2 protein-coding genes (1 of these 2 cut by a window edge) are annotated in these 20930 nt (G+C 69.9%); both read left to right on the top strand.

What is annotated here, in order from left to right; all coding sequences use genetic code 11:
* Positions 1 to 10023, top strand: the end of a protein-coding gene (locus tag BLT28_RS11640; RefSeq protein ID WP_083383719.1) for a non-ribosomal peptide synthetase. Its footprint begins 20757 nt before the window's first position; 10023 of the gene's 30780 nt are visible here — the last part of the coding sequence; its start codon lies beyond the left edge, outside the window; it ends in the stop codon at positions 10021 to 10023.
* On the top strand, positions 10020 to 20930 hold the full coding sequence (locus BLT28_RS11635) for an amino acid adenylation domain-containing protein (RefSeq protein WP_156051900.1): 10911 nt from the start codon (positions 10020 to 10022) through the stop codon (positions 20928 to 20930). Before BLT28_RS11640 ends, BLT28_RS11635 begins: the two co-directional genes overlap by 4 nt.

The following is a 20930-nucleotide window of genomic DNA, read 5'->3' as shown; positions in this document are numbered from 1 at the left end:
CGGGTGTTGCTGGAGCGTGGTGCTGGGCCGGAGCGGATTGTCGCGGTGTCGTTGCCGCGTTCGGTCGAGTCGATCGTGGCCCTGTTCGCGGTGTTGAAAGCGGGCGCGATCTACCTGCCGCTGGACTCGGATCTGCCCGCGGCGCGCATGGAGTACATCCTCTCCGATGCCAAGCCGCACGTGGTGGTGCGCGAGGTCCCGTTGGGTGCCGATCCGGTGAACCTGGCTCCCTTGTCCAGAGTGGACAGTGGCGCGTACGCCATCTACACCTCAGGCTCCACGGGGCGTCCGAAGGCGGTAGTGGTCGAGCACCACAGCCTGGCGAACCTGTTCCACAACCACCACGCTGAGCTGGCCCTGACGGACCGGGTGGCGGTCGCGCTGACGGCGTCGCTGTCCTTCGACACGTCGTGGGAAGGCCCGCTGCTGATGGTGGCCGGACATGAACTCCACGTGATCGAGGACGACGTGCGGCGTGACCCGGTCGCGTTGGCGTCCTATGTGGTCGATCACCGCATCGATGTCCTTGACCTGACGCCGTCATTCGCGCAGCACGTCGTTCTCGACGATCCCCGGCACCAGCCTCGGGTTGTCCTGCTGGGCGGTGAAGCGGTTGGCGAACCCCTGTGGCGACGGCTCGCCGGGGCCGAGAACACCGCAGGCTTCAACTTCTACGGACCGACAGAGTTCACTGTGGACGCCGTCACCGCACGCGTCGAGGGTGACCGGCCGCTGATCGGCAAACCCGTGCGCAATGTGCAGGCTTACGTCCTGGACAGCTCACTGCGCCCGGTTCCTGTCGGCGTTGCGGGCGAGCTGTACCTGGCGGGCGCTGGTCTTGCCCGCGGATACCTCAACCGGCCGAGCCTGACCGCGTCGCGTTTCGTCGCGTCGCCGTTCGGTGGCCGGATGTACCGCACCGGCGATCTGGTGCGGTGGACCCGTGATGGGCAGCTCGATTACCTGGGCCGCACCGATGACCAGGTCAAGTTGCGTGGTTTCCGGATCGAGCTGGGGGAGATCGAGCACGCTCTCACGTCTCACCCGGATGTCTCGCAGGCCGTCGTGGTGCTGCGGGAGAACCGTCTGGTGGCCTACGTGGTCGCTGCCCGGGATGAGGGTCTTCGGGCTTTCCTGGGTGAGCGGTTGCCGGAGTACATGGTGCCCTCGGCGGTCGTGGTCCTGGACGAGATCCCGTTGAACTCGAACGGGAAGGTGGATCGCAAAGCCCTGCCGGACGCTGTGTTCGATACGTCGGCGCGGGGACCGCGGACCGCGGTGGAAGAGCTCCTGTGCGGGTTGTTCGCGGAGGTGCTGGGGCTCGCCGAGGTCGGGGTCGACGACGGGTTCTTCGACCTCGGGGGTCATTCGCTGCTGGCGACGCGCCTCGTCAGCCGGGTCCGCTCGGTGCTGCGGGTCGAACTGCCGATCCGCGCGCTCTTCGACTCGCCGACTGCGGCGGACCTCGCCCGCGTGGTGGAGCAGGCCCGGACGGCGCGCCCTGCGCTGGTCGCGATGCCGCGTCCTGATGTGCTTCCGTTGTCCTTCGCGCAGCAGCGGTTGTGGTTCCTGTACAAGCTCGAAGGGCCGTCGGCGACCTACAACGTGCCGATCGTGCTGCGGCTGTCTGGAGCGCTGGACGTCGAGGCGATGCGCGCAGCCTTGCAGGATGTGGTGGATCGCCACGAACCGCTCCGGACGATCTTCCACGAGAAGGACGGCCAGGCGCGGCAGCACATCCTCGACACAGTCGCGGTCGAGCTGCCGGTGACCGATACGGAAGCCCGGGTCGCGGAGGTGTGCGGATACGCCTTCGACCTCGCGACGGAACTGCCGTTCCGCGCCGAGCTCGTGCGTCTCGACGACGACGAGCACGTCCTTGTGTTGGTGTTGCACCACATCGTCAGCGACGGCTGGTCGATGCTGCCGCTGGCTCGCGACATGAGTTCTGCCTACACCGCGCGGCTGGCGGGGGAGCGGCCGCGGTGGGAGACACTGTCGGCGCAGTACGCCGACTACGCGTTGTGGCAGCGGGAGCACCCGCTCGACGAGCAGCTGGCACACTGGAAGTCCACTTTGGACGGGCTGCCCGAGCGGATCGAGTTGCCGATCGACCGCCCTTACCCGGCCGAAGCGTCCTACGACAGTGGCGCGGTCCGCTTCACGTGGGAGCCCGAGGTCCGCGAAAGCCTTGTGGCGCTCGCCCGGGAGACCGGGGTCAGTGTGTTCATGGTGCTGCACGCGGCGGTCGCGGTGACTTTGAGCCGCATGGGCGCAGGCGAAGACATCGCGCTGGGCACCCCGACCGCCGGGCGCACCGACGAGGCGCTGGACGATCTCGTCGGGTTCTTCGTCAACACCCTGGTGCTGCGTACGGACCTGTCCGGGAATCCGTCTTTTGTGGAGCTGGTGCGCCGGGTCCGCGAGACCGACCTGGCGGCCTACGCGAACCAGGACGTGCCGTTCGAGCAGGTCGTCGACGAGGTGCGGCCGGTGCGGTCACTGGCGCACAACCCGCTGTTCCAGGTGATGATCGCCCTCCAGGACATCGCGTCGCCCGACATCGCCCTGCCCGGGCTGGACGTGGAGGTCGTGTCGGGCCAGCCCGACGCGGCCAAGTTCGACCTGTCGTTCATCCTCGCCGAGGACGAGACCGGCGTGACGGGCTCGGTGGAGTACCGGACCGATGTGTTCGACCACGCCACCGTGGAGGACATCGCGGCCCGGCTCGGCACGGTCATCAAGGCGGTACTGGCCGACCCGTCGATGAAGATCGCCGACCTCGACCTGATCGACGCCGCTGAGCGGCAGCAGTTGGCCGAGTGGAACTCCACGCGGGTCGACTTCCCTGGTGCGACGCTGCCGGAGCTGTTCGAGGCTCAGGCCGCTGCGACGCCGGATGCCATCGCGGTGGTGTGTGGGGATGAGAGCGTCACGTTCGCGGAGCTGAACGCCCGTGCGAACCACTTTGCTCGGGTGTTGCTGGAGCGTGGTGCTGGGCCGGAGCGGATTGTCGCGGTGTCGTTGCCGCGTTCGGTCGAGTCGATCGTGGCCCTGTTCGCGGTGTTGAAGGCAGGTGCTGTCTACCTGCCGCTGGATCCCGATCTGCCTGCAGCGCGCATGGAGTACATCCTCTCTGATGCCAAGCCGCACGTGGTAGTGCGCGAGGTTCCACCGGGGGAGGACCCGGCCAACCTGGCTCCGCTGTCCGGAGTGGACGGTGCTGCGTACGCCATCTACACCTCCGGCTCCACCGGCCGCCCGAAGGCAGTGGTGGTCGAGCACCGCAACGTGGCGAACCTGTTCCACCATCACCGAACCCGGTTGCTGCCGGAGGAGCGGATCGCGGTCGCGCTGACGGCGTCGCTGTCCTTCGACACGTCGTGGGAAGGCCCGCTGCTGATGGTGGCCGGACATGAACTCCACGTGATCGAGGACGACGTGCGGCGTGACCCGGTCGCGTTGGCGTCCTATGTGGTCGATCACCGCATCGACTTCCTCGACCTGACGCCGTCATTCGCCCAACACCTTGTCGCGGCGGGCATGCTCAGCGATCCGCGGCACCAGCCGCGCATCCTGATGCTCGGCGGCGAGGCAGTGAACGAGTCCCTGTGGCGGCAGCTCGCCGCCGCGCAGAACACGTCGAGCCACAACTTCTACGGACCGACGGAGTTCACCGTGGACGCCGTCAGCGCTCGCGTCGAAGGGGACCGGCCTGTCATCGGCGCTCCGCTGAGCAACACCCAGGCGCACGTACTCGATTCCGCGCTGCGCCCAGTGCCAGTCGGAGTGACCGGTGAGCTGTACCTGGCCGGACCCAACCTCGCCCGTGGCTACCTCCGTCGTCCTGGTCTGACCGCGTCGCGTTTCGTCGCGTCGCCGTTCGGTGGCCGGATGTACCGGACCGGCGACCTCGCGCGGTGGAACCGCTTCGGGCAGTTGGAGTTCGTCGGCCGCACTGATGACCAGGTCAAGTTGCGTGGTTTCCGGATCGAGTTGGGGGAGATCGAGCACGCTCTTACCTCTCATCCCGACGTTTCGCAGGCCGTTGCCCTCCTGCGGGAGAACCGCTTGGTGGCCTACGTGGTCGCTTCGCGGGACGAGGGGATCCGAGCCTTCCTTGCCGAGCGGTTGCCGGAGTACATGGTGCCCGCGGCGGTGGTGGTGCTCGACAAGATTCCTTTGACCCGGAACGGAAAAGTCGACCGCGCCGCGCTGCCCGACCCGGTGTTCGAGACGTCGGCGCGGGGACCGCGGACCGCGGTGGAGGAAATTCTGTGCGCGTTGTTCGCGGAGGTGCTGGGTCTCGCCGAGGTCGGGGCCGACGACGGGTTCTTCGACCTGGGCGGTGACTCGATCTCCTCGATCCAGCTCGTCAGCCGCGCGCGCTCGGCAGGGGTGATGATCACGCCGCGCGATGTCTTCGTGCGGAAGACGGTTGCCGGGCTCGCCACCGTCGCCAAGTCCACTGTGGACGTCGTCGCCGATGACGGGGTTGGTCCCGTGCCACTCACCCCGATCGCGGAGTGGCTGCGCGAGACCGGCACCACCGAGCAGACCCGCACGTTCTCCCAGGAGATGGTGGTGAGCCTGCCCGAGGGCATCGGCCACGACGACCTCACGCGCGCCCTGCGCGCGGTGGCTGAACACCACGACGCCCTGCGTCTGCGGTTGGACGGCTGGGCGATGCGGGTCGAGCCGCGCCCTGCGGCTGTTCACCTCACCACGGCCACCGGCGACTTCGAGACGGAGTTCGCCGCAGCGCGGGAGCGGCTGGATCCGTGGTCCGGCATCGTGTGGCAGGCGGTGTGGTTCGAGCGGGAGAACCGCCTGTTGTGGGTGATCCACCACCTCGCGGTGGACGGTGTCTCCTGGCGGATTCTGTTGCCGGACTTGGAGGCAGCTTGGGAGGGCAGGCCGCTCGCTCCGGTCGGCACGTCCTTCCGGCGCTGGGCCACCCTCCTCAGCGAGGAAGCCCGTCGACCCGAGCGGTTGGCGGAGCTGGCCACCTGGCGTGAACTGATCAGCAGCACCACGCCGCTGCCCGGGATGAGCGGGACCGAGTCCGGGTCGTTGCGGGTGGTCCTGCCGACCGAGGACACCGAGCCGTTGCTGGGCTCCGTGCCCGGGCGGTTCCGCGCGGGCGTGCAGGACGTGCTGCTGGCGGGCCTGGCGATGGCCGTTCGCCGCGCCGTGCTTGTCGATGTGGAAAGCCACGGACGGCACGAGGACGTGATCGCCGGGACGGACCTGACCAGGACGGTCGGCTGGTTCACGAACATGTACCCGGTACGCCTGGACGCCGGGCCCGAGCCGGACGTGGACCGGATCGTCAAGCGGGTGAAGGAGGACCTGCGGGCGATCCCGGACCACGGGCTCGGCTACGGCCTCCTGCGCTACCTCAACGCCGAGACGGCGGGGGAGCTGGCTGCCTCGGCGGACATCGCCTTCAACTACCTCGGCCGGTTCGAGACCGATGGCACCGACACCTCGACTGGCGAGGACAACGCTCCGACCAGTCATCCGTTGGAGCTGAACGCCTTCACCGAGGACACCGTGGACGGTCCGAGGCTCGTGGCGACGTGGTCCTGGCACGGCGTTTCCCTGACCCGGGACGACATCGCCGAGCTTGCCGAGGCGTGGTTCGCCGCGCTGCGCCGGATCACCGCGGACGGTCAGGGCGGGCTCACCCCGTCCGACGTGCCCACCGTTCGCGTCGACCAGGGCCAGATCGAGCGTATCGAGGCGGCGTTCCCGCAGGTCGCCGATGTGATAGCGGTGTCGCCGCTCCAGGAGGGCCTGCTCTTCCACGCCCTGTACGCCGAGTCGGGCGACTACGTGGTGCAGCTCGTGTTGCGGCTGCGGGGAGGGCTGGACGTCGAGCGGTTGCGGAGTGCGGTGAACCGTCTCGTGCGCCGCTACCCGCACCTCGGCGCAGCTTTCTGGACCGATGGCGTCGACCGGCCCGTTCAGGTCGTGCCGGGCGAAGTGGAGATCCCGTGGGCCTTCCTCGGCGGCGACACGGACATCGCCGAGTTCCTGGAGCGTGACCAGAACCGCCCGTTCGACCCCGCGCGGCCCCCGTTACTGCGTTGCACTCTGGTGCGGACCGGCGCGGACGAGCACGTGTTCGTGCTGACCAACCACCACATCCTGCTCGACGGTTGGTCCATGCCGGTGCTGATGAGCGACCTCTTCGCGCTCTACCAGGGCGAAGCGCTGCCGCCGGTCACGCCGTACCGGACCTTCCTCGAGTGGTTGGCGAAGCAGGACCGCGCTGCCACCGAGGAGGTCTGGCGTGCCGAACTGTCCGGCGTGGACGGACCGACGTTGTTGGCGCCGCACAAGAACGATGAGCGCCCGATCCGAGACGAAGCAAGCCTGGAGCTGTCCGCTGACCTGACGACGGCGCTCACGCGTCGTGTGCGGGAACAGGGGGTGACGCTCAACAGCTTCGTGCAGGCCGTGTGGTCGATCCTGCTGGGGGCGCTGACCGGTCGCGATGACGTGGTCTTCGGAACGACCGTCTCGGGTCGTCCGGCACAGCTTGCCGGTGTGGAAACCATGGTGGGTCTGTTCATCAACACCGTGCCCGTGCGCGTTCGTCTGCGCCCGGGCCACACCGTCGCCGATCTGATCGCCGACATCCACAGTGGACAGACGCGGGTGCTGGGCCATGACTACCTCGGCCTGGGCGACATCCACCGGGTCACCGGGCAGAGCGAGCTGTTCGACACCGTCATGGTGTTCGAGAACTACCCGATCGGCTCCGACTCCGTGCGCGGCGGCGACCTGGAGGTTGTCGACGCGCACGGCACGGACGCGCCGCACTACCCGCTGAGCTTGGCCGTGGTGCCCGGCGAGCAGCTGCGCGTCGGTGCCCAGTACCGGGCAGAGCTGCTGGACGGCGAGCTGGTGCGGGCCGTCCTCGACGGGCTCCACCGGTTCATCGAAGCCGCAGTCGCCGATCCCACGGTCCCAGTGGCTTCGCTGAGCCTGCTCAGCCCGGCCGAACAGCAGTACATGCTGGTCGACCGCAACAACACCAAGGCCGATGTGCCGGATGCGACATTGCCCGCGCTGTTCGAGGCCCAGGTCGACCGCACTCCGGACGCGGTCGCCGTCGCCTTCGGAGCGCGGCAGCTCACCTATCGCGAACTGGACGGCCGCGCCAATCACCTCGCCAGGACACTGGTAGCGCGCGGAGTTCGGCCCGAGTCGCTGGTCGCCGTCCGGACGGAGCGCTCGATCGAGCTGGCCGTGGCGATGCTGGCCGTGATGAAGGCCGGCGGCGTCTACCTGCCGATCGATCCTGGTTATCCGGCCGAGCGCGTGCGGTTCATGCTCGACGACGCCGTGCCGGCCGCCCTGATCACCGCCGACGACGTGCCGTCCGAGGAGGCGGAGCGGCTGGACATCGAAGTGCCGCTCAGCTCGGGCGCGTACGTGATCTACACGTCCGGCTCGACCGGGACGCCCAAGGGGGTTCTCGTCACGCACGCCGGTGTGGCCGGCCTCGCGGAGACCCTGCGGTCCCGGATCGGTGCCGGGCCGGGCGTGCGGGTGCTTCAGTTCGCCTCGGTCAGCTTCGACACCGCCATGTGGGAGATCTGCATGGCGCTGCTCACCGGCGCGACCTTGGACGTCGTCCCGGAGGAGCAGCGGCTCGGCGCCCCGTTGGCGGAGTTCCTGACCTCGCGCGGCATCACGCACGCGACGCTGCCACCGGCCGCCCTCGCGGCGCTGGACCCCGCCGACGTGCCCACCGACGTGACCTTGATCGTCGCGGGTGAGGCGGCCTCGGCCGATCTCGTGCGCACGTGGTCGGCGGGCAGGCGGATGTTCAACTCCTACGGCCCCACCGAAACCACCGTCGACGTGACGTTGTGGACCTGCGATCCCGGCATCGCCGACCAGGTGCCCATCGGCACCCCCGTGGAGAACACCTCCGTTTACGTGCTGGACCAGTGGCTGCGTCCGGTTCCCGTCGGTGTTCCCGGCGAGCTGTACGTCTCCGGTTCCGGCCTCGCCCGCGGCTACCTCGCCCGGCCGGGTTTGACCGCGTCGCGTTTCGTCGCGTCGCCGTTCGGTGGCCGGATGTACCGCACCGGTGATGTCGTGCGGTGGAACCGTGCGGGTGAGCTGGAGTTCGTCGGCCGCGCCGACCACCAGGTCAAGCTGCGTGGTTTCCGGATCGAGCTGGGGGAGATCGAGCACGCTCTCACGTCTCACCCGGATGTCTCGCAGGCCGTCGTGGTGCTGCGGGAGAACCGTCTGGTGGCCTACGTGGTCGCTGCCCGGGATGAGGGTCTTCGGGCTTTCCTGGGTGAGCGGTTGCCGGAGTACATGGTGCCCTCGGCGGTCGTGGTCCTGGACGAGATTCCGTTGACGCCCAATGGGAAGACGGATCGAGACGCGTTGCCCGACCCGGTGTTCGAGCCGGTCTCCTCGCGCGCGGCGGAAACCCGGGCCGAGGAAGTCCTCTGCGGGTTGTTCGCCGAGGTGCTGGGCCTGGCGGAGGTCGGTGCCGACGACGGGTTCTTCGACCTGGGCGGCGACAGCATCTCGTCGATCCAGCTGGTCAGCCGGGCGCGTGCGGCGGGGATCGTGTTCACCCCACGCGATGTGTTCGTGCAGAAGACGGTCGCGGGGATCGCAGCCGTCGCGACATCCACTGTGGACCTCGTGGCCGACGAGGGGATCGGTGAGTTCCCGGTGACGCCGATCGTGGAATGGCTGCTCACCACCGACGAGGTCGACACCTTCTCGCAGGAGGTGCTGATCGGCCTGCCGGAAGGCGCGGACTTCGACGACCTGTCCCGTGCACTGTCCACTGTGGTCGCACACCACGATGCCCTGCGGATGCGACTGGACGGCGGCTCGCTCGTGGTGTCGGCGGACCCCGGTCCCGTTCACCTCACCCGTGCGACCGCGGACGCCGCGACCGAGGTCACGAGGGCGCGGGAGCGACTGGACCCGTGGTCGGGCGTGCTGTGGCAGGCGGTGTGGTTCGAGCGGGAGAACCGCCTGTTGTGGGTGATCCACCACCTCGCGGTGGACGGTGTCTCCTGGCGCATCCTGTTGCCGGACTTGGAAGCCGCTTGGGAGGGCAGGCCGCTCGCCCCGGTCGGCACGTCCTTCCGCCGGTGGGCGCGGCTGCTCGCCGAAGAGGCGAGCCGTCGAACCGGCGAGGTCGCGACGTGGCGGCGCCTGCTCGGGGATGTCCCGTCGCTGCTGCCTGACGCCGCCGCGGAGCCCGGATCACTGCGCCTGGTGCTGTCCACCGAGGACACCGAACCGTTGCTGGGCAAGGTCCCCGGAGTGTTCCACGCGGGGGTGCAGGACGTGCTGCTCGCCGGGTTGGCGATCGCGGTGCGGCGCTGGCGCGGAACCGACGTGCTGCTTGTCGACGTGGAAAGCCACGGACGGCACGAGGACGTGATCGCCGGCACCGACCTGACCAGGACGGTCGGCTGGTTCACCAGCGTCCACCCCGTCCGCCTGGACGCCGGCGCGGCCGATGCCGGGGCAGTGGTGAAGCAGGTCAAGGAAGACCTGCGGGCCGTCCCCGACCACGGTCTCGGCTACGGGCTCCTGCGCTACCTCAACACGGAGACCTCGGCCGAGCTGGCAGCACTGCCCGCGCCACAGGTCGGCTTCAACTACCTTGGCCGGTTCCGCACCACGGCCGCGGGCGCCGACCGCCCGTGGGAGCCGGTGTCGTCTGTGGACGGAGACGGCGGGGGGACTGCCCCCGGCTCACACCCCGTCGAGCTGAACGCCACCACCGAGGACACCCCGGACGGGCCACGGCTGGTCGCCGAGTGGGCCTGGCACGACGGCGGGCTCACCAGGGCAGATGTCGAAGCGCTCGCGCACGCGTGGTTCGCCGCGCTGAGGGAGATCACCGCGCACAGCGCCGACCCGGACGCAGGCGGGTTCACCCCGTCCGACCTGCCGTTGGTGAGCATGAACCAGAAGCAGATCGACAAGCTCCAGTCGAAGTGGAGGAAGCGGCGATGACGCAGTCAGAGATCGTCGAGGTACTGCCCGTCTCGCCGTTGCAGGAGGGGCTGCTGTTCCACGCGATGTTCGACGACGGCTCGTCGGACGAGTACGTGGTGCAGCTCGTGCTGCGGCTGCGCGGGCCGCTCGACCCCACCCGGCTCCGGACCGCGATGGCCGCGCTGCTGCGCCGTCACCCGAACCTGGGCGCGGCGTTCTGGACCGAGGGCGTCGACGAGCCGGTGCAGGTGATCCCGCGCGAGGTCGAGGTGCCGTGGGAGTACCACGACGGCGCGGCGGACCTCGCGGAGATCCTGCGCGCGGACAAGCACCGCCGGTTCGACCCCACCGACCCGCCGCTGCTGCGTTGCACTCTGGTGCGGACCGGCGCGGACGAGCACGTGTTCGTGCTGACCAACCACCACATCCTGCTCGACGGTTGGTCCATGCCGGTGCTCCTGAACGACCTCTTCCACCTCTACCAAGGCGAAGCGCTGCCCAGGGTCACTCCTTACCGCACCTTCCTGGAGTGGCTGTCCCGCCAGGACCGCGCCGCCACCGAGGAGAAGTGGCGGGCTGAACTGTCCGGAGTAGACGGACCTACGCTGCTTGCTCCCGTGAAGCAGGGCGATCCCGTGCGCGCGGAACTGGGCATCGACCTGACCACGCGGCTGACCGACGACCTGGCCGCCCTGGCCCGCCGTGCCGGGGTCACCCTGAACAGTGCAGTGCAGGCGGTGTGGTCGGTGCTGCTCGGCGCGCTCACCGGGCGCGACGACGTGGTGTTCGGCACCGTGGTCTCTGGTCGGCCTCCGCAGCTTCCCGGCGTCGAGACGATGGTCGGCCTGTTCATCAACACTGTCCCCGTGCGGGTGCGGTTGCACCCCACGACCACCGTCGCCGAGCTGATGTCGTCCGTCCACAGTGCACGGACGAGCATGATGGACCACGACTACCTCGGGCTCAGCGACATCCAGCGCGCCGCCGGGCACGGCGAACTGTTCGACACTGTCGTGGTCTTCGAGAACTACCCGCTTGGTGAAGGCGCCGACGAGAGCGACCTCCAGGTCGTCGAGTCCTACGGCACCGACGCGCCGCACTACCCGCTCAGCCTGGCGATCATGCCCGGGCCGGAGCTGGGACTGCGTATCCAATACCGCGCTGACCTGCTCGAAACCGCCTTCGTGAAGCGGATTCTCGACCAGCTGCGACAGCTGCTCCAGCAGGCGGCGAGCACCCCGGACGCGCCACTGCTCGCAATGCGCTTGGCCGAGGACGCCGTGCAGGACGGGCGCCCGGGGCTCACCCCGGCCTCGCTTCCCGCGCTGATCCGAGCACAGGTGGCGCGGACCCCTGACGCTCCCGCGGTGGTCACCGACACCGAAGAGATCACGTATGCGGAGCTGAACGCACGCGCCAACGCCTTCGCCCGCAAGCTGGTCGAGCGCGGAGCCGGACCGGAGCGCGTGGTCGCGGTGCAGCTCCAGCGCTCGGCGGACGCGATCGTCGCCCTGCTCGCGATCATGAAGACTGGCGCCGCCTACCTGCCGATCGACCCCGCCTACCCGGCCGAGCGCATCCGCTTCATGCTCGACGACGCTCGGCCCGTCTTCGTCGTGGACACAGTGGACACGGTGGACGCGGGCGCGGACGTGGCTGACCTGCCGGACGTGGACCCAGCGGTGGCCGCATACGTGATCTACACGTCGGGTTCGACCGGCACGCCGAAGGGCGTCGTGGTCCCGCACACCGGCCTCGCCGGCCTGGCCGCCGCACAGGCGGAGCGCCTGGGCCTCGGCATCGGCAGCAGGGTGGCGCAGCTGGCGTCGTCGAGCTTCGACGCGGCCATCATGGAAACCCTGATGGCCCTGGTCACCGGCGGTGCGCTGGTCATCCCCGCGCCCGGCCCGCTCGCCGGTGCAGAACTCGCCGTGTTCCTGCGGCAGCACGCGGTCACCCACGCGCTCATCCCGCCGACGCTGCTCGCGAGCGTTCCCGAAGCCGACCTCGGCACCCTCGTCGTCGGCGGCGAAGCCTGCTCGGCGGAGCTGGTGCGCCGCTGGGCGCCGGGGCGCCGCATGGTGAACGCCTACGGGCCGACGGAGATCACCATCTGCGCGACTCTCAGCGCGGACCTCGTTCCCGCCGGTACGCCACCGATCGGCACACCCGTGTGGGGCACGCAGGTCTACGTGCTGGACTCCTGGCTGCGGCCGGTCCCAGCCGGCGTCACCGGTGAGCTGTACGTCGCAGGCGCGGGTGTGGCGCGCGGCTACCTCGGCCGTCCTGGGCTCACCGCTTCACGCTTCGTGGCCTGCCCGTTCGGCGGGCGCATGTACCGCACCGGTGACCTGGTGCGGTGGAGCGACGGTCAGTTGGAGTTCGTCGGCCGCGTTGACCAGCAGGTGAAGGTGCGCGGGTTCCGCATCGAGCCCGGTGAGGTCGAGGCCGCCCTGACGGCCTGCCCCGGCGTCGGGCACGCGGTCGTGATCGCGCGGGAAGACCGGCTGGTCGGCTACATCACCGGCTCAGCGTCCCCGGCCGCAGCGCGTACCTTCGTCGCCGAGCGGTTGCCCGCCCACATGGTTCCCGCCGTCATCGCGCTCGACGAGATCCCCTTCACCGCCAACGGGAAGCTCGACGTCGCCGCGTTGCCCAACTCCTCCGGCTCCAGCAGGGGACCGCGAACACCGGTCGAGAGCGTCCTGTGTGGACTGTTCGCCGAAGTGCTCGGTGTCGACGAGGTCGGCATCGACGACGGATTCTTCGCACTGGGCGGCCATTCGCTGCTGGCCACGCGTCTGGTCAGCCGTATTCGCGCCACGCTCGAAGTGGAACTGCCGATCCGTGCGCTGTTCGACGCGCCCACGGTAGCCGAGCTCGCCCGCTCCGTGCAGCACGCGGGCACCGCGCGCACGCCGATCATGCCCGCGCAGCGGCCCGACGTGGTGCCGCTCTCCTATGCACAGCAGCGGTTGTGGTTCCTGCACAAGCTCGAAGGGCCGTCGGCGACCTACAACATCCCGATCGCGCTGCGCCTGACCGGAGAGCTGGACACCGTTGCGCTGCGGGCGGCGCTCCAGGACGTGGTGGACCGGCACGAGTCGCTGCGCACGATCTTCCCCGACGTCGACGGCCAGGCCAGCCAGCGCGTCCTGGACGACGTCGTGGTTGACCTGCCGGTGATCGACGTCGACGAGTACGACATCACCGAGAGGTGCGCCCACGCCTTCGACCTGGCCGCCGAGATCCCGATCCGGGCCGAGTTGTTCCGGCGGAGCGCCAGAGACCACGCGCTCGTCCTGGTTCTGCACCACATCGCGGGCGACGGCTGGTCGATGCGACCGCTCGCCGACGACCTCGCCACGGCCTACGCGGCCCGCGTGGACGGACAAGCCCCGTCCTGGCGGCCCTTGCCCGTGCAGTACGCCGACTACGCCTTGTGGCAGCGCGAGAACTCGATCGCTGACCAGCTCGACCATTGGCACTCCACTTTGGACGGTCTGCCGGAGCGGATCGAGCTGCCCGTCGACCACCCGTACCCCGCGGTCGCTTCCTACGCGGGTGATGAGGTCGAGTTCGCTTGGGACGCGGAGCTGCGCGCGGGGATCACCGAGCTGGCTCGGGAATGCGACGCCAGCGTCTTCATGGTGGTGCAGGCGGCCCTCGCGGTCACGCTGAGCGGGCTCGGCGCGGGTACGGACATCGCGCTGGGCACCCCGATCGCCGGGCGCACCGACGAAGCACTGGACGATCTCGTCGGGTTCTTCGTGAACACGTTGGTGCTGCGCACGGATCTGTCCGGGGCACCGTCGTTCGTCGACGTCGTCCAGCGGGTCAGGGACAGCAACCTCGACGCCTACGCCCACCAGGACGTGCCGTTCGAGCACCTGGTGGATCAGCTGCGCCCAGCCCGGTCCATGGCTCACCAGCCGTTGGTGCAGGTCATGTTGGCGTTGCAGAACCTCGCCGCACCGGAGCTGGACCTGCCCGGGTTGACGGTGTCGGAGCTGTCGGGCACACCCGGGGTGGCGAAGTTCGATCTGTCCTTTGTGGTCACCGAGCACAGCGGTGGCATGGCCGGAGCCGTTGAGTTCCGCACCGACCTGTTCGAGCGGGCCTCCGTCGAACGGATCGTGCGGCAGCTGACCGCAGTGCTGCGGACCGTGCTCGCCGACCCGGAGCGCTCGGTCGCCACGATCGACCTGATGCCCGCCGACGAGCGCAAGCGGCTCGTGGAGGACTGCAACGCCACTGCCACCGCCGTTCCCGCGGCCACCTTGCCTGCGTTGTTGGAAGCCCAGGTCGCCCGCACTCCGGACGTGATCGCGGTCGGTGACCTCACCTACCGGCAGCTCGACGAGCGGACGAATCGGCTCGCCGCGGTGCTGTCCGCGCGCGGTGTTCGGCCGGAGCGCGTCGTCGCCGTCCAGATGGAGCGCTCGGTGGAGGCGACGCTGGCCTTCCTCGCCGTGCTCAAGACCGGAGGCGCGTACCTGCCGATCGACCCGTCCTACCCGGCGGAGCGAATCCGCCTCATGCTCGACGACGCTGCCCCGGCCTTGGTCCTCACCGGCGCCGACGTCGAGTCCATGCTGCGGGAGGACACGACCGCCGAGCCCGTGGCGCCGCAGCTGGACCACCCCGCGTACGTGATCTACACGTCCGGCTCGACCGGCACGCCGAAGGGCGTTGTCGTGTCCCACCGGGGGATCGCGAGCCTGGCCGGTGCACAGGCCGCGCGGCTCGGGCTCGGTGAAGGCAGCCGCGTGCTCCGTTTGGCGTCGCCGAGCTTCGACGCGGCCGTCATGGAAACCCTGATGGCGCTGATGACCGGCGCGACCCTTGTCGTGCCCCGGCCCGGACCGCTGGGCGGGCACGAGTTGGCGGAGGTGTTGCGGGACCAGCGCGTCACGCACGCGCTCATCCCGCCGACGCTGTTGGCGACCGTCCCGGACACGGACCTGCCCGACTTCTCCACCTTGATCGTGGGTGCGGAGGCGTGCCCGCCGGAGTTGGTGCGACGCTGGGCTCCGGGACGCCGGATGGTCAACGCCTACGGGCCGACCGAGATCACGATCTGCGCCACCTTGAGCGAAGACCTTGTGCCCGGCGAAGTCCCGCCGATCGGCACTCCCGTCTGGAACACCTCTGTGTACGCGCTCGACGCGTACCTGCGGCCGGTTCCCGTTGGTGTCGCTGGGGAGTTGTACGTCGGTGGAGCCGGTGTCGCGCGGGGCTACCTGGGGCGCCCTGGGCTCACGGCGGAGCGGTTCGTCGCCTCCCCGTTCGGTGGTCGGATGTACCGGACCGGTGATGTGGTGCGGTGGGGCCACAACGGCCAGTTGGAGTTCGTGGGCCGCGCTGACCAGCAGGTGAAGGTACGCGGTTTCCGCGTGGAGCCGGGTGAGGTGGAGGCCGCGCTGCTGGACGCGGGTGCCCGCCAGGCCGCCGTCGCGGTGAGGGACCGCAGGATCGTCGCCTACGTGGTCGACGCTCCTGCCGATCTGAGGGACCGGCTGACGGCGAAGCTGCCCGAGCACCTGGTGCCGGGCGCGGTGATCACGCTCGACGAGTTGCCGGTCACCCCCAACGGCAAGATTGACCGGGCGGCACTGCCAGAGCCGGTGTTCGAGACCTCCTCGCGCGGCCCGAGGACCACCACGGAGAGCGTCCTGTGCGGACTGTTCGCCGACGTGCTCGGGCTTGCGGAGGTCGGTGTCGACGACGGGTTCTTCGACCTCGGCGGTGACTCGATCTCCTCGATCCAGCTGGTCAGCCGGGCGCGGTCGGCCGGGATCTTCCTGACACCGCGAGATGTCTTCCTGCACAAGACCGTTGCCGCGCTCGCCGCCACCGCGACCGAGGCGCCTGCCGAGCCCGTCGAGGACAGCGGAGTCGGTGAGCTGCCCGCGACGCCGATCATCCAGTGGCTGCTCGGCACCGGCGCACCGATCGACACCTTCTGCCAGGCCATGGTCGTCGACCTGCCCGGCGTCGACTTCGACACCGTGGCCGCCGCGTTGCACGTTGTCACGTCACACCACGACGCGCTCCGCATGCGCCTTGACGGCTCGACGATCACCATTGATCCACCGACCGGCGATGTGCACCTGACCACGGCGTCCGGCGATCCCGAGGCGGAGTTCGCCGCCGCCCGCGATCGGCTGGACGTGGCCGGGGGCGTGCTGTGGCAGGCGGTCTGGTTCGAGCAGGACCAGCGCCTGCTGTGGGTGATCAACCACCTCGCGGTCGATGGCGTGTCGTGGCGGATTCTCGTGCCGGACTTGGAGGCGGCCTGCGCGGGCACCACCGAGCTGCCGCCGGTCCGAACCTCGTTCCGAACCTGGGCGACGCGGCTGGCGGAGCAGGCGGTCAGTCCCGAGCGACTTGACGAGCTGGACACCTGGCCGCGGCTCCTCGACGGTGCGAAGTCCATCAAGACCGACAAGCAGACCGAAGGCGGCACGCTCCGGTTTGATCTGTCCGTTGAGGACACGGAGCCGCTGCTCGGCGCCGTTCCGGCTGCGTTCCACGCCGGCGTGCAGGACGTGCTGCTCGCCGGGCTGGCGATCGCGCTGGAGCGCTGGTGCGGGCCGGGTCCCGTGCTGGTCGACGTGGAGGGCCACGGTCGCCACGAGGACGCAGTTCCCGGCGTGGACCTCACCAGGACCGTCGGGTGGTTCACCAGCGTCCATCCCGTGCGGCTCGAAGCCGGGGGCGAGGACGTGGGCCGCGCGGTCAAGCGGGTCAAGGAAGATCTGCGCGCTGTTCCCGGGCACGGGCTCGGCTACGGCCTGTTGCGCCACCTCAACCCCGAGACCGCCGACCGCCTCGACGCGCCTGTGGACATGGCGTTCAACTACCTCGGCCGGTTCACCCCGCAGACCGGCGAGGGCGACGCGCTGCACGGCAACTCCGAGATCCCGTCGAAGTACGTGCTCGAACTGAACGCGGTGACCGAGGACCGCCCGGAAGGCCCGCGCCTGGTGGCCGGCTGGTCCTGGCCTGGCGGCTCGGTGAGCGAGGCGGACGTGACCGCGCTGGCCGAAGCCTGGTTCGACGCACTGCGCGAGATCACCGCGACCGGAGGCGGCGGGCTCACCCCGTCCGATGTGCCGCTCACCGGACTCGATCACCAGCGCATCGAGCGGATCGAGGCGGCCTATCCGGGCCGTGTGACGGAGATCCTTCCCCTGTCCCCCTTGCAGGAGGGCCTGCTCTTCCACTCCGGTGACTACCTCGTCCAGGTCGCGCTGCGCCTCTCGGGCTGCGTGGACGCGGCAGCCCTGCGGCGGGCGATGGACGCGGTGGTGCGACGCCACTCCAACCTCGGTGCGGCGTTCTGGACCGAGGACGGCGAGCGGCCCGTGCAGGTCCTGCTGCGCGAGGTCACTGTGCCGTGGGAGCACGCTGACCTCGAAGACCTGCCGGATGTGCTCCGCGAGGCCGAGCTGGACGACATGCTCGCCAGGGATCGAGAAACCCCGTTCGACCCCACAACGGCGCCCCTGTTGCGCTGCACCCTCGCGCGGCTCAGCGAGGACGAGCACGTGTTCGTCCTGACCAACCACCACGTCCTGCTGGACGGGTGGTCGATGCCGGTGCTCCTGAGCGAGATCTTCCAGCTCTACCGAGGACACGAGCTGCCTCGGACGACGCCCTACCGCGACTACCTCGCGTGGCTGTCCACACAGGACAGAGCGGTGACGGAGGAGATCTGGCGCGCCGAGCTGGCCGGGCTCGACGGTCCGACCCTCGTCGGCAAGGCGGCACGCCCGCGCGGCTCCCGCGCACAAGCCCTCCGCGAGCTGCCTGAGGCGCTGACGGGATCGCTCACCGCACTGGCCCGGCGGCACGGGGTCACCGTGAACAGCGTCGTCCAGGCCGCCTGGGCGGTGGTGCTCGGTGGGCTGACAGGACGTGACGACGTGGTGTTCGGCGTGACCGTCTCGGGCCGCCCGGCCCACCTTGCCGGTGTGGAAACCATGGTGGGGCTGTTCATCAACACCGTGCCCGCGCGGGTGCGGCTGCACCCGGAGACCACGCTGGCCGGGCTGATCTCCGCGGTGCAGGACAGCCAGGCGCGCGTGCTCGACCACCAGTACCTGGGCCTGCCCGACATCCACCGCGTCGCCGGGCACAGCGAGCTGTTCGACGCCGTGGTGGTGTTCGAGAACTACCCCCTCGACGCCGACTCGGCAGGGGGAGCGGGGGAGCTGCGGGTCACCGAGGTCGAGGGCCATGACGCGCCGCACTACCCGCTCGGCCTGGCCATCGCGCCCGGCCCGCGCATGGGGCTGCGCCTGGAGCACCGCGACGACGTGATCACCCGCGACGCCGCCGCCAGGCTGCTCGACCAGATCGAGCACGTGCTGGAGACGGCGGTTGCCGACGACAGCCGACGACTGTCCAGCCTCGGTCTTGTCGGCGCGGTCACCGAGTGGAACCAGACAGCGCGCGAACCTGAGCACGCCACGTTCCCTGAGCTGTTCAGTGCTCAGGTGGAGCGTGCTCCGGACGCGGTCGGGGTGATCGCCGGTGCGGAGCAGCTGACCTATGCGGAGCTGGACGCCGTCTCGGACGAGATCGCCCGGCGGATCGTCGCGCACGGCGTCACGGCGGAGCAGTGCGTCGTCTCGGTCATCCCGAAGTCGATCGAGGCGGTCGCCGCCTTCCTGGCCGTGCTCAAGGCGGGGGCGACCTACCTGCACGTCGACGTCGGTCTGCCCGCGGAGCGCGTGGCGTTCCTGCTCGCCGACGCCGCGCCCGCGGTGGTGCTGGCGACGAGTGCGAGTGAACCGCTCGATCTGCCGACGCTGTTGATCGACGAGCACGTGGACTGCGCGGCGGAGCTTCCCGGAGCACCGCACCCGGCGAGCGCGGCGTACAGCGTCTACACCTCCGGCTCGACCGGGCGCCCGAAGCCGGTCGTGTTGGCGCACAAGGGCTTGACGAGCATGGTCGGTACGCACGTCGAGCGCCTCGGGCTCGGCGCGAACAGCCGCGTGCTGCAGTTCTCCGCGTTGAGCTTCGACGTGTCGATCGCCGACATGTGCATGACCCTCGGCTCCGGCGCCACCCTCGTTGTGGCGCCTTCGGAACGGCTGCTCCCCGGGGCTCCGCTGATCGAGACCATCGCGGCGCACGAGGTCACGCACGTGATGATGGCGGCCAGTTCGCTGGCGGCCGTGCCCGACGGCGGGATCGGCACGGGCACCGCCATCGTCACCGGTGGTGAGGCGTGCACTCCCGAGCTGGTCAGCCGGTGGGCGCACGGGCGCACCTTGCTCAACGCCTATGGGCCGACCGAGACGACCGTGTGCGCCACGATGAGCGGTCCGCTGTCCGGCGCCACACCGATCGGCACGCCCGGGTGGAACACCACCGTGCACGTGCTCGATCGGTGGCTACGGCCGGTTCCCGTTGGTACTGAAGGGGAGCTGTACATCGGCGGGGCCGGAGTGGCCCGTGGGTACCGCGGGCTTCCCGGCCTGACAGCGTCGCGATTCGTCGCCTCGCCGTTCGGCGGCCGGATGTACCGCACCGGCGACATCGTGCGCTGGCGCCGCGACGGGCAGCTGGAGTTCCTTCGCCGCGACGACGACCAGGTCAAGATCCGCGGCTTCCGCGTTGAACCGGGCGAGATCGAGCACGTCCTCACCACTCATCCCGATGTCTCGCAGGCGGCCGTGGTGCTCCGCGAGAACCGCCTCATCGCCTACGTGGTCGCTTCCCGCGATGAGGGGCTTCGGACGTTCCTCGGCGAGCGGCTGCCGGAGTACATGGTGCCGTCAGCGATCGTGGTGATCGACGAGATCCCGTTGACGCGCAACGGCAAACTCGACCGGAACGCCCTGCCGGAGCCGGACTTCACCAGCGTCTCCCGGCGCCCGCGCACTCCGACCGAGGAACTGCTCGCGCGGCTGTTCTCCGACGTCCTCGGCGTGGCGGTGAACGGCGTCGAGGACAACTTCTTCGACCTCGGCGGCCACTCGCTGCTGGCCAACCAGCTCGTGGCGCGGGTGCGCGCGGTGTTCGGCGTGGACCTGCCGATCCGCGCGGTGTTCGAGTCGGGCACGGTCGCCGGGCTCGCCCGCAGGCTGGAGGCGAACACGGTCGACATCGCGATGGACGTCCTCGTTCCCCTGCGCGCCAAGGGAAACCGTCCGGCTCTGTTCTGCGTCCACCCCGCGGGAGGGGTCAGCTGGTCCTACGCGAGCCTGCTGCCCCACGTGGGCGGTGACATCCCCGTCTACGGCGTGCAGGCGCGGGCGCTGACCGGCTCGGACGACCTCCCGGCGAGCATCGAGGAGATGGCCGCCGACTACCTGGAGCGCATCCGCGAGGTTCAGCCGGAGGGCCCCTACCACCTGCTGGGCTGGTCCTTCGGCGGCCTCGTCGCCCACGCCATCGCCACCCAGATCCAGAGCGAGGGCGGGCACGTCGGCGTCCTGGCCATCCTCGACGCCGCGCCCACCCCGGAGGAGATCCGCGGCAGCGTGCCCAGGCCCGGCAGGCGGGAAGTGCTGCGGATGCTGCTCGACGACCTCGGCGAGTCCACGGGGGACGGTGAGCCGGAGGAGGCGCTGGACGCGCTGCGCGCCGAGGGCGGCCAGCTGGTCGGCCTGTTCCTGGAGGAGAACTCGCTGGCCAACCTGGTCACCGGGTTCGCGCACAACTCCGACCTGCAACAGGAGTTCGTCCCCGGTGTCTTCCGCGGCCGCGCCCTGCTGTTCTCCAGCACGGACGGCAGCGACGACGCGGACGCCTGGAAGTCCCATGTGGACGGTGACATCCACGTGCACCCGGTGCCCGCCGCGCACCGCGACCTGCTGCGGCCCGAAGCGGTCGCGGCGTTCGGACCGATCCTGGCCGACGCCCTGAACTCGGCCGACGACAAGGAAGACAACCAGAGGAGATGA

This window comes from Allokutzneria albata, assembly GCF_900103775.1.
Taxonomy (GTDB): domain Bacteria; phylum Actinomycetota; class Actinomycetes; order Mycobacteriales; family Pseudonocardiaceae; genus Allokutzneria; species Allokutzneria albata.
The sequence above is the reverse complement of the archived record's forward strand: the minus strand, read 5'-3'. Positions and strand labels throughout refer to the sequence as shown.